Here is a 24,631-nt window from a genome sequence, read left to right as displayed (position 1 = left end):
GTGTCGGAGTGATGCCGGCGGGCATGTGTCACGCCCAGCGACGCACCGCCCACCGCTCGACGAGCGCGACCACCGAATCGGTGAGCTTGCCGAGCACCGCGAGCAGGATGATCGCGAGGAAGATGCGATCGATGCGGCCGTTCTGCCCCGAGTCGAGGAGCAGGAATCCGAGGCCCATCGATGAGGCGATGAGCTCGGCCGCGACGAGGAAGAGCCACGACTGCGCGAGCGCGAGCCGCAGCGCCGACAGCACGGAGGGCACCACCGATGGCAACTGCACGGTGGCGAACAGCGCCACCCCGTGCAATCCGAACGCGCGCCCCGCCTCGATCAGGTGCCGGTCGACGTGCCGCAGCGCCGCCGCCACGATCGTGTAGACCGGGAAGAATGCGCCGATCGCGATGAGGATGACTTTCGAGTCCTCGCCGATGCCGAACCACAGGATGAGGAGCGGCACCCAGGCGAGCGACGGCACGGCGCGGATGCCGCCGAGCGCCGGGGCGAGCAGGATGTCGCCGAGCTTGGAGAGCCCCACCACCGCGCCGAGCGCGAGGCCGATGGCTGCGCCGAAGGCGAAGCCCAGGAACACCCGCTGCGTCGAGATCGCGACGTAGAGTCCGAGCACGCCGCGTTCGGCGAGGTCGACGGCGGCCAGCCAGACCATCTCGGGCGACGGCAGCTGCGAGAGCGGCACGAGCCCCGCCGTCGAGACCCACTGCCACAGCACGAGCAGCGCGACGGGAATGAGCGCGCCGCCGACGATGCGGAACCAGCGACGATCGACGAGCCGGCGTCTGCCGCTGGGCGTCTCGGGAGCGACGGATGCCTCGCGCCCGGACGCGACCGACGTCATGCCGCCGTTCCCGGCGACCCGCACGTCGTCGCCGTCGTGGATCGCCGCACCGGTGGTGAGCGTCGCGCCCGAGGCATCCGTCATCGTGATCGCCTACTCCGTGAAGCGGTTCGGGTCGGCCGTCGTGACGAAGGTGTCGTTGATGATCGTCTCGAGCGCCTGGTCGACCTGCTCCTGCGTGGCGACGTCGCCGAGTTCGACGAAGATCGGGCCGATCTTCTGGAGTACCTCGACCTGCGCGTCACCGGGCACCGGGTCGACGTCGAGGTTCGAGCGCTCGGTGATGACCTTCGTGGCGACGGCGGGATCGAGCCCGGCGACATCAGCGAGGATCTGCGCGGTCTCCTCGGGGTTCTCGGCCGCCCACGCACGAGCCTGCTCGTACGCGTCGACGACGGCCTGGGCCACCTCGGGCTTCTCGGCGATGAAGGACTCGGTCGCGTTCAGGAAGCCGTAGCTGTTGAAGTCGACGTTGCGGTAGAACAGGGTCGCACCCTGCTCCTCGGCGCCCGCCATGATCGGGTCGAGTCCCGCCCACGCGTCGACCGAGCCGTTCTGCAGAGCCGCCCAACCGTCGGCGTGCTGAAGGTTCTGCACGGTGATGTCGGATGCCTCGAGCCCCTCGGCCTCGAGCGACTGCAGCAGGAAGAAGTAGGGGTCGGTGCCCTTGGTCGCCGCGACCTGCTTGCCCTTGAGGTCGTCGACCGAGCTGATGGCCGAGCCGTCGGGGGCGACGAGCGCCGACCACTCGGGCTGCGAGTAGATGTCGATCACCTGGATGGGCGAGCCGTTCGAACGGGCCAGGAGTGCGGCCGAGCCGGCGGTCGAACCGACGTCGATGGCCCCGGCGCGCAGCGCCTCGTTCGCCTTGTTCGAGCCGGCCGACTGCACCCAGTTCACCGTGAGACCCGCGTCTTCGAGCCACCCCTGGTCTTTGATGATGAGGCTCAGCGGGTTGTAGGTCGCGAAGTCGATGTTGAGCGTCTGGCCCTCGAGCGAGACGGCTTCACCGGTCTCGGCGGGCTCGGGCTCGGCGGCCTGGCCCTCGCCGGCGACGCAACCGGAGAGCAGGAGCGCTGCGGCGGCCGCGCCCGCGACGAGCGCGGTGCGGAAGAACGGGGTGCGGGACACGTGGACTCCTTCAGGGTGGTGGCGCGGGTGCTGTGGGCGCCGGTCAGAACGGGTAGTGCGGGATGGTCGTGGTGGAGGCGATGCCGCGCGCGGCGCCGTGCCGGTCGATGCCGAGCCCGTCGAGCAGGCGCCCGCGCAGCTCGGCGAGCTCTGCCGAGCCACGGTCGCGCGGTCGGGCACCCGGCACGACGACGATCTGACGGATGTCGGCGCCCGGCGTCGCACCGTCGCTGCCGAGCAGGATCACGCGGTCGGCGAGTTGCAGGGCTTCGTCGACGTCATGCGTGACGAGCAGGGCCGTCGTGGGGGCGGCCGCGTGCACGTCGAGCAGGAGGTCTTGCATCTTCAAGCGGGTGAGGGCGTCGAGCGCGCCGAAGGGCTCGTCGAGCAGCAGCACACCGGGGTTTCGGGCGAGCGCGCGAGCCAGCGAGGTGCGCTGCGCCATGCCGCCCGAGATCTCGCGTGGACGGTGGCCGGCGAAGTCGCTCAGCCCGACGAGCTCGATGAGCCGGGCGACCTTGTCGCGTCCGGCAGCCTTCGGCGTGCCGCGCGGCAGGCCGAGCGCGACGTTGCCCGCGACCGTGCGCCACGGCAGCAGCCGGGGCTCCTGGAAGCCCACGGCGGAACGCCGGTCGTACGACGTGACGGGTGTGCCGTCGACGCTCACGGTGCCCTCGGTCGCTCCGTCGAGCCCGCCCGCGATGCGCAGCAGCGTCGACTTGCCGCATCCGCTCGGGCCGAGGATCGCCACGATCTCGCCCGACTCGACCTCGAGATCGATGTCGCGCAGCACCTGACGAGTGCTGCCGGCCGCACCGAACGCCCGTCCGACACCCCGGAACGAGACGGGCGCGGCCTCGGCCGAGCCCGACGTCTCGCGGGAGAGGGCGGATGTCGCCGACATGGGGACTCCTCGAAGGGGATGGGGGATCCATTCGAAGCTATCGACGTGCCGCGGCGGTGTCAGCCGCGTGCGACCCACGGCGTAACAGTCGACGCTGCGGAAGCACGCGACGGCGTGCGCGAAGATGGAAGGATGACGAGAACGGTGCGCGGCGCGAAGGTCCTCATCACGGGGGCGGCCGGTGGCATGGGCCGCATGTACGCCGCGCGGGCGGTGGCCGAGCACGCGGCGGCCGTCACGCTCTGGGACCGCGACGCGGCCGCGCTCGCCCGCACCGTCGACGAACTCGGTGCGGTGTCGAAGGGGCGCACCCGCATCCAGTCGTTCGTCGTCGATGTCAGTGACGCCGGTGCGATCGCGAAGACCGCGCAGAAGGTGCGCAGAGACGTGGGCAACCCCGACGTGCTCATCAACAACGCCGGCATCGTGCGCGGCAACCGCTACTTCTGGGAGACCGACAACGGCGAGGACACCCGGCCGACCATGCAGGTCAACGCGCTCGCGCCGATGTACCTCACCCGCGAGTTCCTGCCCGGCATGATCGCCGATGCGTACCGGCCCGCGCGCATCGTGAACATCGCGAGCGCCGCCGGAACTCTCGCGAACCCGCGCATGGCGGTCTACGCGGCATCGAAGGCGGCGCTCATCGCCTGGAGCGACTCGCTTCGGCTCGAACTCGAGCAGGCCGACCACGGCAACGTGAAGGTCACCACCGTCACGCCGAGCTACATCTCGACAGGCATGTTCGCCGGAGCCCGCGGGCCGGTGCTGACCCCCGTGCTCGACCCCGAGTACGTCGTCGACCGCGTGTGGCGGGCGATGCTCGACGGGCGCCCGCTGCTCGAGCTGCCCTGGAGCGTCGGCGTCTCGCGCGCGCTTCGCGGCCTGCTGCCGACCCGCGTCTTCGACCGGCTCGTCGGCGAGGGCTTCGGCGTCTACCGCTCGATGGAGCGGTTCACCGGGCGGCGCTGATCGCGCAGAGCCCTCAGAGCTCGCGCTCGCCCAGCCAGTCGAGCAGCAGGCGGGTGAACTCCGCCGGTCGTTCGACGCTCGGCAGGTGTGCGGTGTTCGCGAGGCGTATTCCGGTCGCGTCGGGCAGGTGCGCGAGCAGGTGCTCGTACGCCGCGAGCTCCGGGCTGAGGTCGTACTCGCCGACGATGACGAGCGCGGGCGAGCGGATGTCGCCGAGTCGGTCGTACGCCGGCGGTTCGAGCTGCACGACGGTGCCGTCGTCGGCCGCGTGCGAGACGTTGAGCGCGTTGAGTTCCCGCGCTCGCCGCAGGAACTCCGGATCCACGTCGGCCGCCGATCGATCGGGCCCCGTCGCCCAGAACTCAGCCTCGAGCCGCATGGAGCGCGCGGCATCCTCGCCCAGGTCGATCGCCTCGATCTCGTCGAAGCGACGCTGCTCCTCGTCGGTGAGGGGCAGGTCGGGGGCGCCGGCCGGCTCGGTGCCGATCGTCACCACGCCGTGCACGCGGTCAGGGGAGGCGAGGGCGGTGTCGAGCGCGATGCGTCCGCCGCGACTCGCGCCGACGAGGGTCGCCCCCGCGATGCCGAGGTGATCGAGCAGTGCGACGGCATCGGCGTGATTCGCGAACGGCACCGCCTCGTCGTGACGCGTTCCGCCGTACCCTCGCGGGTCGTACCTGACGACGAAGTGGTCGTCGGCGAGGGCGTCGACCTGGGCATCCCACATGCGCAGCGTCGCGATGCCCGCGGGGATGAGGAGGAGTGCGGGCGCTGAGGCGGGGCCGGCGGATTCGTAGCAGAGCTCGGCGCCGGGAACGGAGAGGGTGGGCATGCTTCGAGCGTACGCAATGCGGTGCGCCGGCTCAGTCGTCGTTCTTGCCCTTGTCGTCGTTCCCCTTGTTGTCTTTGCCCTTGTCGTCGTTCCCCTTGTCGCTGTTGCCGGGGCCGCTGTCGTCGTCATCCTCAGGTACGGGCGCGGGTTCGGGCTCGGGAGCCGGGGTGCTCGCGACCTCGGCGGCCTCGAGGTCGGCCTGCACGAGCGCGAGCGCCTCGCGGATCTCCTGCGCCTGTTCGGCGTCGATCGTGCCGTCGTCGACCGCGTCGGTGACGTCTTGGTCGAGCAGCGCGAGTTCGGCGAGCGCACCGATGTAGTCACCGGCCTCGGCGCGCGTGGCGACCTGCACCACCGAGGCGTGCAGGTCGGCGGCGACCGCTTCGGCCGACGGCGTGCACGCCGCGAGGCCGAAGACGAGCGATACGGCGATGGCTCCGGCGGCCGCTGCCGAGCGAATTCGGCGGTTCATCGGGTCACCGCCTCATCGAGGCGCTGGAGGTGCACGCCGAGTTCACCTGGAAGGCTCGGCAGCGGTTCCTCGGGCGTCGTCGGCGTCGACGCGAGGCCGGCGACCACGGGCGGGATCAGGGTGATCGCGCCGACTGCGATGATCGCGAGCAGCACGACGGCGATCACGGGTCGCAGCCACCGCCGCGACGGCGACGGTGACGGACGCAGCGCGGTCGCGACGGCCCTGGCGGCGATGTCGTGGTCGGTTCCGGCAGCGGCACCGTCGACGCTTCGAGCGCCGCCGCGCGTCATCACCTGCGTCGTCGCGGTCGCGCCGAGTGCTGGGACATCCGTTCGTTCGTCGACGGGCAGCACCATGGTGGCTGCGTCGATTGCTTCGGCAGTCGTGGTCGACGCCGAACTCGCCGGCACCTGCTCCGGCGCCGCGGCCACGTCGAGTCGGCCGGCTGCCATGGTCACGTCGAGTGCCGATGGCCGGGCGGCCGGGTCGCGGTCGGTCATCGCGCGCAGCAACGCCACCCACTCGGTGCCGAGCTCGGCGGGGATCTCGGGGTCGCGCACGAGCCGTGCGGCCGCGGATTCGGTGGCCGAGCCGGGGAAGGCCTGCAACCCGGTGCGCGCCTCGAGCAGCACGAGCCCGAGCGAGTAGATGTCGGACGCGGTGCCGGGGGCGTCGCCGCCGACCTGCTCGGGGCTGAGATAGCCCGCCGTGCCGACGAACGCGCCGGTGCGCGTGAGCCGGGCGTCGTCGATGAGCCGGGCGATGCCGAAGTCGGCGAGCTTCGCACTCCAGGTGCGGGTGGGCAGGTGCGCGGGTGACAGCAGCACGTTCGCCGGCTTCACGTCGCGGTGCACGATGCCGCGTTCGTGGATCACGTGCAGTGCCTCGGCGAGGTCGGCCGCCACGCCCGCGGCATCTGCCGGGCTCATGCGGCCGAGGCGCAGCGACTGCCGGAGGTCGCGCCCGTCGACGAGTTCCATCACGAGGTACTCGCGATCGGTCGCGTCGTCGTGCGCCGCGTCGTAGAGCCGCACGAGCGCGTGGTGTTCGACGCTTGCGAGCAGTGCCGTCTCGGAGCGACGCCGCCCGACATCGTCGATGCCCTCTGCCGCTGCGGCGAAGACCTTCACGGCGACGGAGCGGCCCAGACTGAGATCGACACCCCGGTAGACGGTCGCCATGCCGCCGCGTCCGATGAGCGCGTCGAGGCGGTATCGCCCGCCGAGCGTGGCACCCGTGAACGGGTCACTCGTCGCTCGCTGTTCGGTACTGGTCACCATTCGAGGGTAACGGCGTCGGCTGGGAGCCCGCGAGTTCACCCGAGGGGGTTGCGATGCGCCGACCGGTCTCGTATCAACCCGGTTCGGTGTCAGCGAGTCGATGGGTGTCGGGGCTCAGGCCATCGATGATCAGCGCGAGCCCGAACCTGAACTCGTCGTCGGGACGGGACGCCGTGTCTCCGGACGCCGCGCGTTCGATGGCGATCTCCGCGAGATGCGGATAGTCGGTTGTCGACAGCGTCGAGACCAGATGTGCTGCCGCCGCACCGGGATTCCGGACCGCGTCGAGCGGAAGGCTGCGTTCCTGGAGCAGGCTGCCGTAGACGTAGCTGTCGAGTGCCGCCATCGCGTGCACCGACATCGTGGTCGAGAAGCCCGCTCGACGCAGTGTTCCGAGCGCAGCGTCATGGTGGCGCAGCGTTGCGGGCCCAGGCGCGCTGCGCGAATCCATCATGCCGATCGCCCAGGGGTGGTGCCGCAGCGCATCACGGGTCGAGGCGGCGAGGGCCTGCAAGCTGATTCGCCAGGGCAGAGTGACCTTGGGGAGTTCGATCTCCGAGAAGACGGCGTCGATCATCCCGTCGAGGAGATCTGCCCGGTTGGCGACGTGGTTGTACAGCGACATCGCCTCAACCTCGAGCGCGGCAGCCACTGCGCGCATGGTGATCGCGGACGGCCCCGAGCGATCGGCCAGGTCGATCGCCGCATCGACGATGCGCGCACGGCTCAACGGTGTGCGCCGCGGCGCGGAGGTGTTCGTGCTTCCCATGGCCCTTCCGTCCGTCGCTCGATGGTTGCAGTTGCTTACAGTGTAAGTGTGTGTTACTTACACCGTAAGTACGGTTGACGATGCAGATGGAGGAGAGATGAATGCGACAGGCATCCGCAGGGTGTGCGTGATCGGCTCATCCGGCAAGCTCGGCAAGTACCTGGTCAGGCAGGCCTTGGACCGCGGGTACGAGGTGGTCGGAGTATGCCGGCAGCGAAGCGTCGACAAGCTCGGCGAGTTGTCGGAGCGCATCACCGTGGTGCCGGGCGACACCAATGATCGACACGTCATCCAGCAGGCGGTCGCTGGATGCGACGGAGTGCTCACCGTTTTGGTGCCGTGGGGTACCCGACAGTATTCCTCCGGCACTGCGCAGGCGGTACTCGACTTCGCAGAGCCCGGTGCCCGGCTGATCTTCTCCTGCGGCTGGCATGTTCCGCGCGACGAGAACGATCAGTACCCGGTGACGACACTCCGTGCGCAGGCCGCGATGACGAAGCTCATGCGGGCGCTTCGCGTCATGGACATCGACGACCAGGTCGATGCCGCCCGCCGCATCTTCGCGAGCCCCACGAGATGGACGGTCGTGCGTGGCAGCACGCTCGAAGAAGGGGCCGCTCAGGGGCTCCCCGTGTGGGCCGAGCACGTCGGCGACCCGTTGCTCGCAAGCGACCGAACGCGACGCGTCGACTACGCCCTCTTCATGATCGAGGCGCTCACGAACGATGAGCTCGTGCGGAAGGCGCCGGCGATCGTCGGTCGTCTCTCGCCGAGCGCGCGAGGGGCCACGCCGTGACGTCGCCCGAGCGGCCGTCGCAGATCACCATCAGAGAGGAACGCAACTCGATGAACGATTCCGGAATCCGCGCACGAATCGCCACCTCGCGCGACACCGCAGCGATCGTCGAACTGTGCGCGTCGGCATTCGACGACGACGCGCTCACTCAGTGGATGCACCCCGAGCAGCACAGCCGACTCGAAACCCTGCACTTCATGTTCGAGGCGTCGCTGGGCGAAACGATTGCATCCGGCATCGTCATCACCGCCACGGCGGCCGATGGGGTTCCGTTGGGTGCTTCGATCTGGCAGCACTCGTCGACCGTGCACACGAGCGAGATCATCGGCGATGATCCGCTCTCGCAGCGAATGCGCGCCCTCCAGTACGCGACCGACGCGAAGCGCCCGCGATCGGCGCACATCTACCTTCCCTCGATGGCGGTGCACCCGGGGCTGCGGGGTGGCGGCATCGGCGGCATCATGCTCGCCGCAGGCATCGCCGATGCCGAAGCCCAGGGTCTGCCCGTGTACCTCGAAGCCTCCTCGGCCGACAATCGACGCTTCTACCTGCGTCACGGGTTTCGTGATCTCGGCGCGCCGATCCACGTGGCTGATGACGCACCCGAGCTCCAGCCGATGTGGCGCGAGGCCACGTGAGCCGGTTGCGCCTCAGAAGATCATCGGGCGATCGTCGTCGTCGTCGCCGAGGGCGAGTTCGACCAGCACCGGCACGTGGTCGCTGGGCGCGTCGCCCTTGCGCTCGTTGCGGTGGATCGAGGCGTCGGTCACCGCCTCCGCGAACGCGGCCGAGCCGAGGATGAAGTCGATGCGCAGCCCCTCGTTGCGCGGGAACTTCAGCTGCTTGTAGTCCCAGTAGGTGTAGCCCTCGGGGATGCGCGGGCGCACCACGTCGCTCACCCCGGCGTTCTCGAGCGTGAAGAACGCCTGTCGCTCGGGCGGGGAGACGTGCGTCGTGAGCCCCTCGACGACGGCCGGGTCGCCGTTGTCTTCATCGAGCGGCGCGATGTTGAAGTCGCCCATGAGCGCGAACGGCACTTCAGGGCGAGCGGATGTCTCGGCGCGCGTGTACTCGGTGAGCGCCGCGAGCCAGTCGAGCTTGTAGGTGTAGTGCGGGTCGCCGAGCGAACGCCCGTTGGGCACGTAGAGGCTCCAGACCCGCACACCGTCGACGGTGGCGCCGATGGCACGCGCCTCTTGCGGCTGGTCGGGGCCCTCGAGGCCCTTGAGGAAGCCCGGCATGCCGGGGAACGACGTCTCGACCTCGCCGATCGGAGAGCGGCTGGCGATGGCGACGCCGTTCCACTGGTTCAGCCCGTGGATCGCCACCTCGTAGCCCGCCGCTTCGAAGGCCTCGATCGGGAACTGCTCGGGCTTGCACTTGATCTCCTGCATCGCGAGCACGTCGACGTCTTCGCGCACCATCCAATCGACGGTTCGCCCCACTCGGGCGCGGATCGAGTTGACGTTCCAGGTGGCGATGCGCATGGTTCCCAGCGTATCCGCAGCCCATGACGCGATCAGTCGGGCGATGCGCCGTCGGACTGCTGCTCGTCGCGCCGCCGATCGGCGGCCGTGCCCGAGAGTCGGGGCACCGCGATCCACAGCAGCGCGGTCGCGACGAGCGCGACGCCGAGCGCCACGAAGCCCGCCGTGCGACTGAGCGCCAGCTCGAAGATGAGCCCGGCGACGCCCGCCGCGAGCAACGACGCCACCGCGAGGTGCGCGAGGAGCAGCCGATTCCCACGCTGCACGATCCGCTCCTTCTGCCGCTGCCCGAACAACTGCCGATGCAGGATGACGGGCGCGAGCCCGAGCAGGGTCGCGATGCAGGCGAGCCCGACGAGCACCAGGTAGAGCACGAGCTGGTAGCCGTCGAGATCGGTGAATCGAGGCTGGAACGCCGCAGCCAGCAGGAAGCCGGTGATGATCTGGGTGCCGGTCTGGGTCGCCCGGAGCTCCTGCAGGATGTCGTTCCAGTTGCGGTCGAGGCGCTCGATGCGCGTCTCGTTGCGTCCGTCGCGGCGATCGTGGCGGTGGTCGTCGAGCGGGGGATCGGTGGCCATACGCGATGCTATCGCCAGAGGCATCCTGCGCCTCAAGGGCTGGACAAGCGCGGTCCGATGACGCAATTGGCCGAGCGGCTCGCGGAACTGCGATGATTCACTCAGTCGGGTGAGCGGGGGTGGCCGTGAGGTTCAGCATCGAAGGCGTCGAGGGGTTGCCCGAGATCGCGAAGGGCGCCGACCTCGCTGCGCTCATCGCGCAGGCGGTCGTACTCGACGACGGCGACATCCTCGTCATCACCTCGAAGATCGTCTCGAAAGCCGAGGGCCGCATCGTGCAGGCGGCCGATCGTGAGCAGGCGATCACCGATGAGACCGTGCGGGTCGTCGCGAGCCGCGCCTTCGAGGGTGGCGTGACCCGCATCGTCGAGAACCGGCAGGGCATCGTCGGTGCCGCGGCCGGGGTCGACGCGTCGAACGCACCCGAGGGCACGGTGCTTCTGCTGCCGGTCGATCCGGATGCCTCGGCGCGGGCGCTGGCCACCGGCCTCCGCGCCCTCACCGGGACGCACGTCGGCGTCATCCTCTCCGACACGCTCGGACGCCCGTGGCGCGAGGGGCAGACCGACCTCGCGATCGGTGCGGCGGGTGTGCGCGTCTTCGACGACCTGCGCGGTTCGACGGATGCCTCCGGCAAGCCGCTCTCGGTCACCATGCCGTGCGTGGCCGACGAGATCGCGGGCGCCGCGGAGCTCGTGAAGGGCAAGTCGACGGGGGTGCCGGTCGCCGTCGTGCGCGGGCTCGGGCATCTCGTCGGTGATCTCGACCTGCCGGGGGCGCGCTCGATCCAGCGGCCGGCCGAGCGCGACCTGTTCCGGGTCGGCGCCGACGAGGCGTACAACGAGGGGTACCGCGACGGGTTCGACGAGTCGCAGGCCGAGGGGCCGCTCGCCCAGACGTGACGGGGCGGGCCGCGACGCGCCGCCGAAGCGGGAGAATGGACGGGTGTCAGCACAGATCGGCTACGCCGCGATGCTCGAACGGTTTCCGCCCGCCGAGGCGGTGGCGCTCTGCGCGGTCGCCGAGTCGCATGGTTTCACGGGCGTCATGGCGAGCGACCACTTCCAGCCCTGGATCCCCGCCCAGGGACAGTCCTCGTTCGTGTGGAGCGTGCTCGGCGCGATCGCCGAACGCACGAGCGGAGACTTCGGACCGGGCGTGACCACGCCGGGGTACCGCATGCACCCTGCCGTCGTCGCCCAGGCGAGCGCGACCCTTGCGGCGATGCATCCCGGTCGCCACTGGCTCGGGATCGGATCGGGCGAGGCGCTCAACGAGCACGTCGTGGGGGCGTACTGGCCAGAGGCCCCCGACCGCATCAACCGCATGTTCGAGGCGGTCGACGTGATCAAGAAGCTCTTCGCCGGCTCGATCGCCGGTCGTGACGTACGTCATGTCGGCCAGCACTTCAAACTCGAGGCCTCGCGGCTCTGGACCATGCCGCCGGTGGCGCCCGAGATCCTCGTCGCGGCGTCCGGCCCCGTGACCGCCAAGCGCGCCGGCCGTACGGTCGACGGCATGATCACGACGGGCGCGCCCGTCGACAAGCTCGCAGCGCTGCTCACCCGGTTCCGCGAAGGCGCTCGCGAGGTCGGCCGGAACGCCGACCGCATGCCCAAGGTGCTGCAGTTGCACCTGTCGTGGGCGCCCACCGACGAGGAGGCCATGCGTCACGCGCTGACCGAGTGGCCGAACGGCGGCTTGCGCATTCCGCGCGGCGACATCCGATCGCCGTTCGAGTTCGAGCAGCTCGCCCGCACCGTGCGCCCCGAGGACTTCGCCGGGCGAATGGTGGTGTCAGCCGACCTCGACGTGCACCGTGCCGAAATCCAGCGCCACCTCGACCTCGGCTTCGACCGCGTCTACCTGCACAATGCCGGGCGCGACCAGGCCGGGTTCCTCGAGGCGTTCGGCCGCGACGTGCTGCCCGGGCTCCGCGCGTGAGCGAGCGCTCCGGCGAGCGGTGGACCGTCGTGATCCCCGTGAAGGCGCCGGCCGGCGCCAAGACCCGGCTCGCCGCCGCGGTGCCGCCGGTCGAGCGGGAGGCGCTCGCCCGGGCGTTCGCGCTCGACACGGTCGCCGCCGCGGGCGCCGCCGGGTCGGTCGCGCGCGTGATCGTCGTCGGCGACGACCCATTGCTCGCGGGTGCGGCCGAGTTCCTGCCAGAGCCGGCCGATGCGCCGCGCGGGTTGACCCGGGCGATCGCCCACGCCATCGCGCATGCCCGGGTGGGCGATGAGGAGGCGGGGCTCCGGCCCGTGGCCGTGCTGCTCGGCGACCTGCCGGCCCTCGCGCCCGAAGAACTCGACGCCGCGCTCGACGCCGCGTCGCGGCATCCGCTCGCCTTCGTGCGCGACGCCGACGGCACGGGCACGACGCTCGCGACGGCCTCGGCCGGGGTGGAGCTCGCGCCGGCCTTCGGCGCTGACTCGGCCGCGCGGCATGCCGCCGCCGGGTTCGTCGAGCTCGAGGCATCCGCCGGCCTCAGACGCGACGTCGACACGATCGACGCGCTCGCCGACGCGCTCGCGCTCGGTGTCGGACCGCTGACGCGGGCGGCGGCCGCGGGCATTTCGTCGCGGGGCAGCGCCGGCGCTCGTTAGCGGTGCTCCTGTTCACGCTGCCTCCCGGAGCGAGCTCCCGATCGATCGGCGCCGAGCCGCGCCGATCGTGCGAGGATCGAAGCATGACGCTCACCCTCGGATACAAGGCCTCAGCCGAGCAGTTCGCCCCGCGCGAGCTCGTCGAGATCGCGGTCGCGGCCGAAGCGAACGGCTTCGAATCGGTGTTCACGAGCGATCACTTCCAGCCGTGGCGGCACGACGGCGGACACGCGCCGTTCTCGCTCACCTGGATGGCGGCCGTGGGCGAGCGCACCTCGACGATCAGGATCGGCACGAGCGTCATGACGCCGACGTTCCGCTACAACCCGGCCGTGCTCGCGCAGGCGTTCGCGAGCCTCGGCTGCCTCTACCCGGGGCGCATCATCGCGGGCTTCGGCACTGGCGAAGCGCTGAACGAGATCGCGACCGGCTTCCGCGGCGCGGGCGAGCAGGACTGGCCCGAGTTCCGCGAGCGCTTCGCACGGCTCCGGGAGTCGGTGCGGCTCATGCGCGCGCTCTGGACCGATGACGAGCAGGTGAGCTTCGAGGGCGAGTACTACTCGACCCACGACGCGTCGATCTACGACCGACCGGATGTCCCGGTGCCGGTCTACATCGCGGCGGGCGGTCCGACCGTCGCGAAGTACGCGGGGCGCGCGGGCGACGGGTTCATCTGCACATCGGGCAAGGGCATGGAGCTCTACACCGAACAGCTCATCCCGGCCGTGAAGGAAGGCGTCGCGGCGGGCGGTCGCTCCTATGACGCGCTCGACCGCATGATCGAGATCAAGCTCTCGTACGACACCGACGCCACGGCCGCGCTCGAGAACACGCGGTTCTGGTCGCCGCTGTCGCTCTCGGCCGAGCAGAAGCACGACATCACCGACCCCGTCGAGATGGAGCGGGCGGCCGACGCCCTGCCGATCGAGCAGATCGCCAAGCGCTGGATCGTCGGCAGCGACCCCGACGAGGTCGTCGCCGGCATCAAGCAGTATGTCGACTGGGGCTTCAACCACCTCGTCTTCCACGCGCCTGGTCACGATCAGGCTCGATTCCAGGAGCTCTTCGCGCGCGACATCGCGCCGCGCCTTCGGGCGCTCTGACATTTCGGTCTCGAGATCCCGTTGATCGAGGAGGCACGCCAGGGCCGTATCGAGATCTCGCAAGAGGTCTCGGTACGCTCCTTCGTCGCTACTCGACCGGCGAGGCGCCCCGGCTAGCGAGTCGGTTCGACCACCAGCCCGGTGCCGCCGCCGCGGCGAATGGGTTCGGCCACCGCGGTCATGAGTCCGCCGGCGTCGACCTCGATGGCGGCGACCGCACCGATCTCGGCCGGCGCCCCGAACGCGTGGCCGTACGGCGCGAGCTCGGCGGCGTACGCATCGAGGAACGCCTGCTCGGCCGAGACGTTGGCGGTGTTGCGCTGCGACGCGCGCGGTGCCGCGACCGCCTCGGGAAGGGTCATGCCGAGGTCGATGCGGTTCACGAGCACCTGCGCCACGGTCGTGATGATCGTGGAGCCGCCCGGCGAACCGAGCACGTAGCGCACGTCGCCGCCGTCGAGCACGATCGTCGGCGACATCGACGAGCGCGGGCGCTTGCCGGGTTCGACGGTGTTCGGGTCTGCGGGGTTCGGTACGAAGTTGAAATCGGTGAGCTCGTTGTTCAGCAGGAACCCGCGCCCCGGCACGGTCATGCCCGAGCCGCCCGTCTGCTCGATCGTGAGGGTGTAGGCGACGGCGTTGCCCCACCGGTCGACCACCGAGAGATGCGTCGTCGAGATGTTCTCGGTGTCGGCCGGGTCGGCGGCGGCCACGAGCTCGCAGCCCGCAGCATCGAGTGGCGCCGGCGCCACGGGCTTGACCGACGCGACGTCGGGATCGATCACGCACGCTCGCGCGTCGGCGAAGTCCTGGCTCAGCAGGGTCTCGGTCGGCACGTCGACGAATGCCGGGTCGCCGACGTAGGCGTTGCGGTCGGCGAAGGCGTGGGCGGTGGCCTCGAGATACAGGTGCAGCGCCTGCGGCACCTGCTCGCTCCCGAGGTCGTAGTTCTCGAGGATGTTGAGCGACTCGCCGACCGTCGTTCCGCCTGACGACGACGGCGCCATGCCGTAGACGTCGAGTCCGCGGTACTCCACGTGCGTCGGGTCCTGCTCGAGCACCTCGTACGTAGCGAGGTCTTCGGCGGTCAGATAGCCGGGGAACGCGGGCAGCGTCGCCGCCGGATCGGTCTGCGGATCCTGCGCGATGTCGGCGATCTCGTCGGCGATCGGGCCGTCGTAGAAGACGTCGGTGCCGTGCACCGCGATCGTTCGAAGCGTCTTCGCCAGGTCGGGGTTCTTGAAGGTCGATCCGACCACCGGGGGTGCGCCGTTCGGCAGGAACAGTTCGGCCGTGGCGGGGAAGGCCGCGAACCGGGCCGCATTGGCGGCCGTCTGCTGGGCGAACGTCTCGTCGACCCGGAACCCACGCGTCGCGAGCAGGATCGAGGGCTTCAGCATGGCGTGCAGCGACTCGCTGCCGTAGCGGTCGAGTGCCGCCTCCCAGGTGGCGAGGGTGCCGGGAACCCCGACCGAGAGCCCCGACGAGACGGCGGCGGCGAATGGGTACGGCTGGCCCGTTGCGGGATCGATGAACGCGTCGCCGGGCATGGCCGCCGGTGCCGTCTCGCGTCCGTCGAGCGTGGTGACCGCCCCGGTCGCGGCGTCGAAGTACACGAGGTAGCCGCCGCCGCCGATGCCGGCGCTGTACGGCTCGGTGACGCCGAGCGCGGCGGCCGTGGCCACGGCGGCGTCGACGGCGTTGCCGCCCTTTCGCAGCACCTCGAGGCCCACCGCGCTCGCCTCGGAGTCGACGGATGACACCGCGCCGCCGGAGCCCGTCGAGGTCGACGGTGCCGGTGGTGCCGGGCGTCCGGCGGCGAACAGGCCCGAAGGAGCGGCGGACGGCAGAGCGGAAGCCGGAGCGGCAGCGGCGAGTGCTCCGACCGCGAGCGTTGCGGCGAGTGCTGCGCTCACGCGACGAAGCGCGGCGCGGCGGACGACGTTGACCATTGGGGACCCCCCGAATCGGGTACAACCTGTTGGATGCCCCCACCGTAGACCGCGACGGGTTCGACGGCAACGGGTCGAGCCGAACCGGGTCGCGCCCGGTGGCGCGGCAGTCCGTGCCGGCCGCAGTCACTGCAGGCGGCGGTCAGCGCAGGCCGGGTCGATTCACGCTCGGCGGCAGCGCGCAGTAGTCGTAGAAGAATCGACTCGGCGCGGCGTCGTCGGTGACGTCGACGACGACGGATGCCCCTGAGTGCGGCAGCTCGTCGCCCGCCATCAGCCACACCGAGAAGTGCCAGACGCCGCGCACGGGGTCGTCGAGCAGAGCTCGCCCGTCGACGACGAGCACCGAGTCATCGGATGCCCCGGGCGTGGTGCCTGCACGGAAGGGCTCGACCACCCCGGCGCGGAGCGCGGCTTCGTCGGTCGCGCCGACGGAGGCACGCACGACCGACTGTTCGTGCGCGATGAGCGATCCGGCGAGGTCGTCAGCGAAGCGCGCGGCATCGCCCGTCGCCGCAGCCGGCCCGCTCTCGATCGCGATGAGCCGCCGGCCGCGCGGCACATGGTGGAGGAACTCCTCGACGATGCCCGCGAGCAGCTCATCGCGCGGTTGCGCCTCGTAGGCCGTTCGCGTCATACCTTCAGCGTACGCGCGGTTGCCGGCTCCGAGGCTGTCGAGCACCCCTATGCTCGCCGCATGGACTTCTTGGTGATCGCCGCCGCGCTCTTCATCTTCTTCGCCGTGATCAGCGTCATCGGTGCGCTGCGCCGGATCGCGGCCGCAACCGAAGAGATTGCACGGAACACCCGCGAGCGTGCGGCGGTCGACGCGCCCCAATAGGTGCTCAGCGGGCGTCGAGCGCGATGTCGGGCGTGGATGCCGCCGCGACACCCGAGTAGGCGATGATCGGGCGGCCCGTCGCCGGGTGTTCGAGCACCTCGGCTTCGACGCTCCAGACCTCGCGGATGAGTGCGGGCCGCAGCACCTCGGTCGGCGCGCCGGCCGCCACGACCCGGCCGGCGGCGAGCACGACCACGTGATCGGCGTACGCCGCGGCGAGCCCGAGATCGTGCAGGGCCGCGAGCACGGTGCGCCCCTGCCCGGCGAGCGTGCGCAGGAGCTCGAGGCTCGTGAGCTGGGCGCGCACGTCGAGATGGTTCGTGGGCTCGTCGAGCAGCAGCAGCTCGGGTTCCTGCGCGAGGGCCCGCGCGAGATTCACGCGCTGGCGCTCGCCGCCGGACAGCGTCGCGTACTCCCGGGCCGCGAGCTGCTCGAGCCCGAGCACTGCGAGCGAGTCGGCGACCACGGCGCGGTCGCGCTCGCCGAGCCCCGACCACGCCCCGAGATGCGGCGTGCGGCCGAGTGCGACGACCTCCTCGACGAGGAGCTCGGGCGCGTCGTGCGTCTCCTGCTCGGCGAGCGCGACGCGTCGCGCACGATCGCGTCGGCGCAGAGTGGAGAGCTCGCTCCCGGCGAAGGCGAGCGCACCGGCATCCGCTCGCTCGATGCCGGCGATGAGGTGCAGCAGCGTCGACTTGCCGGCGCCGTTCGGGCCGAGCAGCGCGCCGAATGAGCCCTCGGGCACCGTGGCGTCGATGTCGTCGATGATGAGGCGACCGGTGCGCGAGAAGCGCACGCGGGCGAGGTCGAGGCCGTCGCTCACGAGACCCTCCGTCGCATCAGGAGGAACGCGAACACCGGCCCGCCGACGAGGGCCGTGATGATGCCGACGGGCAACTCGCGCGGGTCGAAGAGCGTGCGGGCGGCGGTGTCCGCCCAGATCAGGAACAGGGCTCCGGCGAGCGCCGAGAGCGGCAGCAGCGCACGGTGACGGGAGCCGACGAGCAGGCGCACGGCATGCGGCAGGATCAGCCCGACGAATCCGATCGATCCGCTCACCGCCACGAGTGCTCCGGTGAGCAGCGCCGTGCCGCCGAGCAGCAGCAGGCGGCTGCGGCCGACGTGCACCCCGAGCGCGGATGCTGCGGCGTCGCCGAACGCGAATGCGTCGAGCGTGCGCGCGCTCGTGATGAGGGGGATGCCGATGACGGCGAGTGCGCCGCCGGCGATCGCCACGGAGACCCAGTCGGTGCCGGCGAGCGAGCCGAGCAGCCAGTTCAGGATCTCGCGATAGCTGTCGCCGGTCGCGCTCCAGAAGATCACGAGGCTCGTGAGTGCGCCGAACACCGAGGAGACCGCGAGACCGGCGAGCACGGTGCGGGTCGGGGTGAGCCCGCCGGCCGCGCCACCCGACCGGCCGCGGCCGGCAGCACCGGCGAGGGCGAGGGTCGCGGCGAGCGCGGCCAGTGCGCCGGCGAACGCGGCGAACGGCAGCAGGAGGCCGACGCCGAGCACGATGACCACGACCGCGCCGACCGAGGCGCCCGACGAGAGGCCGAGCAGGTAGGGGTCGGCGAGCGGGTTGCGGGTCAGCGCCTGCATGACCGCTCCGCACAGTGCGAGGCCGGCGCCGACCGCGGCAGCGGTGAGCACCCGCGGCATGCGCAGTTCCCAGACGATGCCGTCGCGCAGCGGGGTGAGGGTCGGATCGCCGAGGCCGAGATGCGCCACGACGCTCGCGATGACGTCGGAGGGTGCGAGCCCCGCCGGTCCGATGGTGACGGCGGCGATGACGGATGCCGCGAGCAGCACGCCGAGCACGACCGCCCAGGTTGCCGTGCGCCGACCCGCCGCCGGTCGAGATCCCGTCGGTCGAGTAGGGCGCTCAGCGAGCGTATCGAGATCCGCCGCGCCGTTGCTCGCTTCGGGGGTCTCGATACGCTCGCTGGCGCTCGCTCCTCGACCGGCGATGGACGGGGCGCTCGCTCCTCGACCGGCGGGGCGGGACATCAGAGACCCAGCGCTGCCAGCTGGTCGACGAGCGAGGCGACGGCCGAGACGTTGCGCACGCCCGCCTCGCTCGCCGGGAAGTCGACGATGAGGTAACGCTGCTGCTGCACGGCCGGCAGCGCCGCCGTCGCCGGGCTCGACTCGAGGTGGGCGATCTTCTGCTCGGCGGTGTTCCAGGCGGCGTCGACGAGCACGATCACGTCGGGGTTCGCGGCGACGATCGCCTCCCAGCCCATCGACGTCCACGTGTCGTCGACGTCGGCGGCGATGTTCTCGAGTCCGGCGGCCGACATGATCATCTGCGGTGCGCCGATGCCGGCGCCGACGAACGGCGTGTCGTCTCCCGAGCTGTACCAGAGCGCGGTGAGGTCATCGGCGTCGGGCTCGATCGCGTCGAGCTCGGCCCGCTGCGAGGCCACGAGGGCCGCGGCGGCATCCGGAACGCCGAAGATGTCGCCGGCCTCCTCGAACTCGCGGAAGACCTCGTCGAAGGTCAGCGGGTTCGGCATGTAGCCCTCGCCCTTGCACGCGGCGGGGGCGACGTAGGTGTCGACGCCGAGCTTGTCGAGGGTCTCGCGGTCGCCCGCGCCCTCGGCCGAGAGGTTCGACTCCCAGCCCGCGAACACGAGGTCGGGCTCGGCCGCGAGCGTGACCTCCTGCGAGGGGACCTTGTCGGAGAGCACCTCGAGCTCGGAGGCGGCGCCCTCGTACTCGTCGGGCACGGGCCCGTCGCTGAAGGCGGTGCCGACGACGCGGTCGCCGACGCCGAGGGCGAGCAGCAGTTCAAGGGTCGACGACTTGATCGTGACGACGCGCTCGGGTGCCGCGTCGAAGGTGACCTCGGTGCCGCAGTTGTCGATCGTGACGGGGAACGCGGCACTCGAGTCGTCCGCCTCGCCCCCGGCATCCGAGCCCTCGGCCCCTGCGGTGGCGGCGCAGCCGGTGAGCAGGGCGACGGTCGCCGCGGCGGTCAGCACGAGGGTGAGCGAACGGTGGCGCGTATGGAACGAACGTGTGCGGGGCATGGGTCTCCGGGAGGCAGGCGTGATCAGGAGCCGACATCGTCGGCGACACGCGACCCAATCCCGGGCCGTCACGACCGATGAAATCACATCGGCGGTCGTCTCCATCCTACGACCGAGCGGCCGCTCGTGCGCCGCCGCTTCGCGGGCACGTTCAGCGTGGAAGGCGCCCGCCGAGGTCGATGGCGGCTCCGGCGAGGTCGGCGGAGGTGTCGAGGTCGTGCATCCAGAGCGGAGCGGATGCCGCGGGCAGCCCGATGCCGTCGAGCGGCGCGAGCGCCGCGGCATCCGCATCGTCGACGAGCCAGGCGTCGAGAAGGCCGCCGGCCGACCTGGCACCGTAGTGCCGGCCGACCGCTTCGGCGGTCGTCTCGACGCCGATGGCGCTCAGGCATGCGTCGGCCATGCCGCGCACGACCTTGCCGCCGATGATCGGTGAGATGCCGACGACCGGGGCCGAGGTCTCGGCGAGGGCTTGGCGCACGCCGGGGATGGCGACGATCGTGCCGATCGACACGACCGGATTGGACGGAGCGACGAGCACGAGGTCGGCACCGGCGATTGCCTCGACGACGCCGGGAGCGGGGCGAGCCGTCTCGAGGTTGCGCTGGCGGAAGGCGAGCGCGGGAAGGGCGGCCCGGTAGCGGGTCCACCACTCCTGGAAGTGCATCTCGCGCTCGCCACCCGGCACGTCGGGATCGGCCACCTCGACGTGCGTGTCGACTTCGGTGTCGGTCGCCGGAATCAGCTGCACGCCGAGCGGCCAGCGCTGCTGCAGGCGATGCGCGACTTCGCTCGGGGCGAGGCCTTCGCGCAGCCAGGAGGTTCGGGCGAGGTGCGTGCCGAGGTCGAGGTCGCCGAGGGTGAACCACGGCCAGCCGACGCCCCACTCGCGCAACTCGGCCGAGACGCGCTCGGTCTCGCCCGCACGGCCCCAGCCGCGCTCGGTGTCGTTGACGCCCGCGAGCGAGTAGAGCAGCGAGTCGAAGTCGGGCATGAGGCGCACGCCCGCGAGCCAGAGGTCGTCGCCGGTGTTCACGATCACGGTGACGGATGCCTCGGAGCCGCCCTGCCCGTCGGGCCAGCGCCTCGCGCACTCCTCGCGCACGCCGCGCACGAAGCGCGAGCCTCCGACTCCGCCCGCGAGCACCGTGATCTGCACCCTGCAACCCTACGGCGGCCGTGCGGGGTCCGGAGTCGAGTCAGGCGGCGTCGGCCGCGTCCGCGGCGCGCATCGGGATCTCGTCGATCGAGCGGTAGACGGGGATGCCTCGGGCCTCGGCGATCCGCACGTCCTGGTCGGCCCCGTGCGAGGCGCCCTCGAGTCGCAGCACGGCGTCGCAGTGCTGCAGCAGGCGGTGGGCGGTCGTGTACATGACGTCGCCCTCGAGGGTCGTCGACTCGGCCGAGGTGGCGGAGTCCGGGCCATCCGTCGACGCGACACGCAGGATCGGCAGCGCGACCCACTCGCCGATCATCGGCACGTGTCCGCGCGCGTAGATGGGCAGGGATTCCGCTTCGAGCCGCTCGAGGTTGCTGGCGATTCGGGCCGGATCGCCGTCGGTGCCGGATCGGTAGGGGCCGGCGATGAGGATGAGGAGTGGTTTCGACATGCCGCCACCATAACGTGCAAGAATGTGAATGAACAAGGAGGAACGTGCATGCTGACCGCACAGCGTCGAGAGCTGCTGCTCGACCGACTACGACGAGACGGCTGCATCGTCGCGGCTGAGATCGCGACAGAACTCACCATCTCCGAAGACACGATCCGTCGCGATCTGCGCGAGCTCGCGGCGGCGGGTCTCTGCCAGCGGGTCTACGGCGGCGCACTCCCGGCGTCGCCGGCCGTGGAACCGTACGACGCGCGCACCCGCATCGCGCCCGAGAGCAAGCACCGCGTCGCGGCGACCGCCGCACGGCTCGTCGAGCCCGGGGCAACGGTGCTGATCGACGGCGGCACCACCGCCCTCGCGCTCGTCGACGCACTGCCGCGCACGCTGCACGCCACGGTCGTCACGCACAGCCCGACGATCGCCGTCGCGCTCGCTGCGCACGAGCAGATCGAGGTGCAGCTCATCGGAGGCAGGATCTTCCGTCACTCGATGGTGGCGAGCGGCGCACTCGCGATCGAGTCGTTGCGCGACGTGCGCGCCGACCTCTTCTTCCTCGGGGTGACGGGAGTGCACGCCGCCGAGGCGCTCACCACGGGCGACGCCGAGGAGGCGGCGATGAAGCGCGCCCTCGCGCGTTCGGCGGCCGAGACCTACGTGCTCGCGAGCGTCGAGAAGATCGGGGCGGCATCCCCGTATCGTGTGCTGCCACTCGACGCGGTCGCCGGCATCATCACAGACGCCGAGCCCGAGAGCGCCGCGATGCGCGAGCTCGCCCGGGTCGGCGCCCGGCTCATCGACGCGCGCTGAGGGCCGGAGTCGGCTGCGGTCAGTACCCGCCCGCTGCGAGGTGATGGGCGGCCGAGGCGAGCGCAGCCGCCACCTCGTCGGTGCCTTCGCGCAGCAGGCCGACCGTCACGCGCACGAAGTCGCCGTCGGCCCGCGGGCGGGCACCGTTGACGGCATCCGCGGCGTCGGAGGCGGCGAGGAAGGGCGTGCCCGCCGCGACCCGGATGCCGGCCGCCGCGAGTTGCACGAGGGCCGAGCGTTCGCTCAGCACGGGCATCCAGAGATTGATGCCGTCGGCGGCGGCGACCTCGACGCCCCGGTCGCGGAGCGCGTCGCCGAGGGCGCGCTGGCGCGCAGCGTACTGATGACGCGCCTCGGCGACGGCGTCGATCGACGCCGCTTCGGTGAGCAGGTCGAGCAGGATCGTCTGCACCATGCGCGAGGTCCAGCCGGGTCCGAGCATGCGCCGCGCGACGACCCGCTCGACGAGCTCGCGGGGCCCGCCGACTGCCGCGATGCGGAGGTCGGGGCCGTGCGACTTCGAGAAGCTGCGCACGTGCACCACCCGGCCGGGCAACGAGGTGCCGATCGAGACGTCGCCCTCGGTCGAGATGAGGCCCGAGTGATCGTCTTCGATCACGACGAGGTCGTCGACGTCGTCGGCCGAACGGATGACGCGAGCCAGCGCCGCGGCACGCTCGGCGTTCATCGATGCCCCGGTCGGGTTCTGCGCGCGCGGCTGCAGGAGCACCGCGACGGGCCGACGATGGAGTGCCCGGGCGAGAGCCTCGGGCACCATGCCCTGCTCGTCGAGTCGCACGGGCACCGCCTCGGCGCCGAGCACGTCGAGCAGGTCGAGGAACGGCGGAAAGCCGGGGCTCTCGACGACGACCCGGTCGCCGAAACGCACGAGTTGCTCGAGCGTGCGCGAGATCGCGTCGAGCGCGCCGTCGACGACCATGATCGTGTCGACTGCAGACGGCCACGAATCGGCGAGCACCGCCGCGAGAGCCGGGATCACGGGTTCGTCGTGATAGCTTCCCGTCTCGGCGCGCGCCGAGACGCGGGAGAGCGCCGGGCCGAGCGCCGGCAGCAGGAGCGGGTCGGGGGTGCCGCGCGAGAGGTCGAGTCGCACGGGGTCGTTCGGTGCCGCCATGCCGCGCATGCGCGGGGCGAGCCAGCCCTGCGAGAGCGGCCGCACGAAGCTGCCGGCGCGACCGCGCGACTCGATGAGGCCGGCTCGGGAGAGTGCCTGCCACGCCTGGCTCACGGTTGCCGGGCTCACGCCGAGCCCGCTCGCGAGTTCGCGTACCGTCGGCAGGCGGGAACCGGAGCCGAGCTCGCCCGAGTTCACGAGTCTCGCGATGACCCCGGCGATGCCGCGCGGGCTCGCGTCGGGGAACTCGGCGAGCGCGAGGAGGGTCGCGGCGTCGAGGCGAGCGTCGGGCGCATGACGAGCATTCACATGAATACCTGACACGACCATTGCCTCCTCACGGCGCAAGGGACAGGATAAGTAACCACAACGTCACAGTGTGAAACACAAGAGAAATGTTCACGCCGAAGAATAACAGAACGGTTCACTCGTCCCGTTCGACCACCACGGACGACGCGGTCCGTGGCACACCCTCTCGGCGTCACCGCACCACCCGATGAGCAGTTCCGTTCCACGCCCATCGAGTGCACGGCACTGACGCCGACCGATGCAGGAGGCACCATGACGATCGTCCGAGCGGCCATCACGCAGACGACCTGGACCGGCGACAAAGAGTCGATGCTCGACAAGCACGAGCAGTTCGCCCGGGATGCCGCGGCGCAGGGCTCGCAAGTCGTCTGCTTCCAGGAGCTGTTCTACGGCCCGTACTTCGGCATCACGCAAGACCAGAAGTACTACCGTTTCGCCGAGCCGGCCGACGGTCCCATCGTGCAGCGCTTCGCCGACCTCGCGAAAGAGCTCGGCACGGTCATGGTGCTGCCGATCTACGAAGAGGCGCAGACGGGCGTCTACTACAACTCCTCGGTGCTCGTCGATGCCGACGGCTCGATCCTCGGCACCTACCGCAAGCACCACCTGCCGCACCTCGACCGCTTCTGGGAGAAGTTCTACTTCCGGCCGGGCAACCTCGGCTACCCGGTCTTCGACACGGCCGTCGGACGGGTGGGCATGTACATCTGCTACGACCGGCATTTCCCCGAGGGATGGCGCGAGCTCGGCCTGAACGACGCGCACATGGTCTTCAACCCGAACGCCACGAAGCCCGGGCTCTCGAACCGCCTGTGGGAGGTCGAGGGGCCGTGCGCGGCGGTCGCCAACGGATACTTCGTGCTGCAGCCGAACCGCGTCGGCCGCGAAGACAACGAGTACGGCGACCTCGCCGTCGACTTCTACGGCACGAGCCAGATCATCGATCCGCGCGGAAACTTCGTCGGCGAGCGAGGGTCGAGCGAGCACGAGGAACTGCTCGTGCGCGACCTCGATCTCGACATGGTGCAGCAGATGCGCGACGACTGGCAGTTCTACCGCGACCGTCGCCCCGACTCGTACACCGCGATCGCCAAGCCGTAGACACACCGTCGGTCGAGTAGCGAAGCGTATCGAGACCAGCACGCGAGATCTCGATACG

Annotated in this window: 27 protein-coding genes; 10 read left to right on the top strand and 17 right to left on the bottom strand. The window is 70.9% G+C overall.

The genetic code is table 11. The features are described 5' to 3' along the window. Positions 1 to 28: 28 nt before the first annotated feature. The 3 genes from AC6CH0_RS03910 to AC6CH0_RS03900 form a co-directional block, all read right to left on the bottom strand. The gene (locus AC6CH0_RS03910) at positions 29 to 853 is read right to left on the bottom strand and encodes an ABC transporter permease (RefSeq protein ID WP_498101014.1); all 825 of its coding nucleotides are present in this window, start codon (positions 851 to 853) and stop codon (positions 29 to 31) included. Between the two features lie 93 nt (positions 854 to 946). After that, positions 947 to 1,984 (bottom strand): aliphatic sulfonate ABC transporter substrate-binding protein, encoded by a 1,038-nt coding sequence (locus AC6CH0_RS03905; RefSeq protein ID WP_498098386.1) that lies wholly within the window; start codon positions 1,982 to 1,984, stop codon positions 947 to 949. A 43-nt stretch (positions 1,985 to 2,027) separates the two neighbouring features. Continuing rightward, positions 2,028 to 2,888 carry an ABC transporter ATP-binding protein gene (locus AC6CH0_RS03900; protein ID WP_498098385.1) on the bottom strand — a complete coding sequence of 287 codons (861 nt, stop codon included), beginning with the start codon at positions 2,886 to 2,888 and terminating at the stop codon, positions 2,028 to 2,030. A 132-nt stretch (positions 2,889 to 3,020) separates the two neighbouring features. Here AC6CH0_RS03900 and AC6CH0_RS03895 point away from each other — a divergent pair, with 132 nt between their 5' ends. Then, entirely contained in the window at positions 3,021 to 3,860 is an 840-nt protein-coding gene (locus tag AC6CH0_RS03895; protein WP_498098384.1) for an SDR family NAD(P)-dependent oxidoreductase, read from the top strand. Positions 3,861 to 3,873: 13 nt separating this feature from the next. On the opposite strand, the gene AC6CH0_RS03890 is transcribed toward AC6CH0_RS03895, so the two are convergent. From AC6CH0_RS03890 to AC6CH0_RS03875, 4 genes are all read right to left on the bottom strand, one after another. Next, positions 3,874 to 4,692, bottom strand: a complete 819-nt coding sequence (locus tag AC6CH0_RS03890) for an alpha/beta fold hydrolase (protein WP_498098383.1) — start codon at positions 4,690 to 4,692, stop codon at positions 3,874 to 3,876. 31 nt (positions 4,693 to 4,723) lie between these two features. Next, positions 4,724 to 5,164 (bottom strand): phage regulatory CII family protein, encoded by a 441-nt coding sequence (locus AC6CH0_RS03885; protein WP_498098382.1) that lies wholly within the window; start codon positions 5,162 to 5,164, stop codon positions 4,724 to 4,726. After that, positions 5,161 to 6,444 (bottom strand): serine/threonine-protein kinase, encoded by a 1,284-nt coding sequence (locus AC6CH0_RS03880; protein WP_498098381.1) that lies wholly within the window; start codon positions 6,442 to 6,444, stop codon positions 5,161 to 5,163. The genes AC6CH0_RS03885 and AC6CH0_RS03880 overlap by 4 nt, the downstream gene beginning before the upstream one ends. 76 nt (positions 6,445 to 6,520) lie before the next feature. After that, on the bottom strand, positions 6,521 to 7,216 hold the full coding sequence (locus AC6CH0_RS03875) for a TetR/AcrR family transcriptional regulator (RefSeq protein WP_498098380.1): 696 nt from the start codon (positions 7,214 to 7,216) through the stop codon (positions 6,521 to 6,523). Between the two features lie 97 nt (positions 7,217 to 7,313). On the opposite strand from AC6CH0_RS03875, the gene AC6CH0_RS03870 reads away from it, so the two are divergent. Continuing rightward, positions 7,314 to 8,012: an NAD(P)-dependent oxidoreductase gene (locus AC6CH0_RS03870; RefSeq protein WP_498098379.1), complete on the top strand. Its 699-nt coding sequence runs from the start codon at positions 7,314 to 7,316 to the stop codon at positions 8,010 to 8,012. A 50-nt stretch (positions 8,013 to 8,062) separates the two neighbouring features. Further along, positions 8,063 to 8,650 (top strand): GNAT family N-acetyltransferase, encoded by a 588-nt coding sequence (locus AC6CH0_RS03865; RefSeq protein ID WP_498098378.1) that lies wholly within the window; start codon positions 8,063 to 8,065, stop codon positions 8,648 to 8,650. A gap of 12 nt (positions 8,651 to 8,662) precedes the next feature. Here AC6CH0_RS03865 and AC6CH0_RS03860 read toward each other — a convergent pair whose 3' ends face one another. Together AC6CH0_RS03860 and AC6CH0_RS03855 are read right to left on the bottom strand one after the other, a co-directional pair. Beyond that, positions 8,663 to 9,499 carry an exodeoxyribonuclease III gene (locus AC6CH0_RS03860; RefSeq protein ID WP_498098376.1) on the bottom strand — a complete coding sequence of 279 codons (837 nt, stop codon included), beginning with the start codon at positions 9,497 to 9,499 and terminating at the stop codon, positions 8,663 to 8,665. A gap of 32 nt (positions 9,500 to 9,531) precedes the next feature. Then, positions 9,532 to 10,077, bottom strand: coding sequence for a DUF6328 family protein (locus AC6CH0_RS03855; protein ID WP_498098375.1), 546 nt, complete (start codon positions 10,075 to 10,077; stop codon positions 9,532 to 9,534). Between the two features lie 119 nt (positions 10,078 to 10,196). Between AC6CH0_RS03855 and AC6CH0_RS03850 the strand changes: the two genes are divergently transcribed. From AC6CH0_RS03850 to fgd, 4 genes are all read left to right on the top strand, one after another. Beyond that, positions 10,197 to 10,979, top strand: coding sequence for a coenzyme F420-0:L-glutamate ligase (locus AC6CH0_RS03850; RefSeq protein ID WP_498098374.1), 783 nt, complete (start codon positions 10,197 to 10,199; stop codon positions 10,977 to 10,979). Positions 10,980 to 11,022: 43 nt separating this feature from the next. Continuing rightward, positions 11,023 to 12,021 carry a TIGR03557 family F420-dependent LLM class oxidoreductase gene (locus tag AC6CH0_RS03845; protein WP_498098373.1) on the top strand — a complete coding sequence of 333 codons (999 nt, stop codon included), beginning with the start codon at positions 11,023 to 11,025 and terminating at the stop codon, positions 12,019 to 12,021. Further along, positions 12,018 to 12,680, top strand: a complete 663-nt coding sequence (gene cofC / locus AC6CH0_RS03840) for a 2-phospho-L-lactate guanylyltransferase (RefSeq protein WP_498098371.1) — start codon at positions 12,018 to 12,020, stop codon at positions 12,678 to 12,680. The genes AC6CH0_RS03845 and cofC overlap by 4 nt, the downstream gene beginning before the upstream one ends. Positions 12,681 to 12,763: 83 nt before the next feature. Then, positions 12,764 to 13,783 (top strand): glucose-6-phosphate dehydrogenase (coenzyme-F420), encoded by a 1,020-nt coding sequence (gene fgd / locus AC6CH0_RS03835; protein WP_498098370.1) that lies wholly within the window; start codon positions 12,764 to 12,766, stop codon positions 13,781 to 13,783. Between the two features lie 113 nt (positions 13,784 to 13,896). On the opposite strand, the gene ggt is transcribed toward fgd, so the two are convergent. Beyond that, the gene (gene ggt, locus AC6CH0_RS03830) at positions 13,897 to 15,735 is read right to left on the bottom strand and encodes a gamma-glutamyltransferase (protein WP_498098369.1); all 1,839 of its coding nucleotides are present in this window, start codon (positions 15,733 to 15,735) and stop codon (positions 13,897 to 13,899) included. 142 nt (positions 15,736 to 15,877) lie between these two features. Further along, positions 15,878 to 16,372, bottom strand: a complete 495-nt coding sequence (locus tag AC6CH0_RS03825; RefSeq protein WP_498098368.1) for a nucleoside/nucleotide kinase family protein — start codon at positions 16,370 to 16,372, stop codon at positions 15,878 to 15,880. Positions 16,373 to 16,432: 60 nt separating this feature from the next. Between AC6CH0_RS03825 and AC6CH0_RS03820 the strand changes: the two genes are divergently transcribed. Beyond that, positions 16,433 to 16,576 (top strand): hypothetical protein, encoded by a 144-nt coding sequence (locus AC6CH0_RS03820; RefSeq protein WP_498098367.1) that lies wholly within the window; start codon positions 16,433 to 16,435, stop codon positions 16,574 to 16,576. Between the two features lie 4 nt (positions 16,577 to 16,580). On the opposite strand, the gene AC6CH0_RS03815 is transcribed toward AC6CH0_RS03820, so the two are convergent. From AC6CH0_RS03815 to AC6CH0_RS03795, 5 genes are all read right to left on the bottom strand, one after another. Next, the gene (locus AC6CH0_RS03815) at positions 16,581 to 17,399 is read right to left on the bottom strand and encodes an ABC transporter ATP-binding protein (RefSeq protein ID WP_498098366.1); all 819 of its coding nucleotides are present in this window, start codon (positions 17,397 to 17,399) and stop codon (positions 16,581 to 16,583) included. Beyond that, positions 17,396 to 18,586: a putative F420-0 ABC transporter permease subunit gene (locus tag AC6CH0_RS03810; RefSeq protein ID WP_498098365.1), complete on the bottom strand. Its 1,191-nt coding sequence runs from the start codon at positions 18,584 to 18,586 to the stop codon at positions 17,396 to 17,398. Before AC6CH0_RS03810 ends, AC6CH0_RS03815 begins: the two co-directional genes overlap by 4 nt. Further along, positions 18,586 to 19,611 (bottom strand): putative F420-0 ABC transporter substrate-binding protein, encoded by a 1,026-nt coding sequence (locus tag AC6CH0_RS03805; protein ID WP_498098363.1) that lies wholly within the window; start codon positions 19,609 to 19,611, stop codon positions 18,586 to 18,588. The genes AC6CH0_RS03810 and AC6CH0_RS03805 overlap by 1 nt, the downstream gene beginning before the upstream one ends. Positions 19,612 to 19,762: 151 nt before the next feature. After that, the gene (cofD, locus tag AC6CH0_RS03800) at positions 19,763 to 20,770 is read right to left on the bottom strand and encodes a 2-phospho-L-lactate transferase (RefSeq protein ID WP_498098361.1); all 1,008 of its coding nucleotides are present in this window, start codon (positions 20,768 to 20,770) and stop codon (positions 19,763 to 19,765) included. Positions 20,771 to 20,810: 40 nt separating this feature from the next. After that, complete coding sequence (locus tag AC6CH0_RS03795; RefSeq protein WP_498098360.1) at positions 20,811 to 21,221, bottom strand: DUF4406 domain-containing protein; 411 nt, start codon at positions 21,219 to 21,221, stop codon at positions 20,811 to 20,813. 48 nt (positions 21,222 to 21,269) lie between these two features. On the opposite strand from AC6CH0_RS03795, the gene AC6CH0_RS03790 reads away from it, so the two are divergent. Then, the gene (locus AC6CH0_RS03790) at positions 21,270 to 22,028 is read left to right on the top strand and encodes a DeoR/GlpR family DNA-binding transcription regulator (RefSeq protein ID WP_498098359.1); all 759 of its coding nucleotides are present in this window, start codon (positions 21,270 to 21,272) and stop codon (positions 22,026 to 22,028) included. A gap of 19 nt (positions 22,029 to 22,047) precedes the next feature. Here AC6CH0_RS03790 and AC6CH0_RS03785 read toward each other — a convergent pair whose 3' ends face one another. Beyond that, a complete protein-coding gene (locus AC6CH0_RS03785) occupies positions 22,048 to 23,487 on the bottom strand; it encodes an aminotransferase-like domain-containing protein (protein ID WP_498098358.1) in 1,440 nt (479 codons plus the stop codon). Between the two features lie 237 nt (positions 23,488 to 23,724). Between AC6CH0_RS03785 and AC6CH0_RS03780 the strand changes: the two genes are divergently transcribed. Then, on the top strand, positions 23,725 to 24,573 hold the full coding sequence (locus tag AC6CH0_RS03780; RefSeq protein WP_498098357.1) for a nitrilase-related carbon-nitrogen hydrolase: 849 nt from the start codon (positions 23,725 to 23,727) through the stop codon (positions 24,571 to 24,573). Positions 24,574 to 24,631 lie beyond the last annotated feature (58 nt).

This window comes from Agromyces sp. GQ35, from assembly GCF_059758475.1.
Note: the sequence above shows the minus strand (reverse complement) of the source record. Positions and strands in the feature narration are given on the sequence as shown.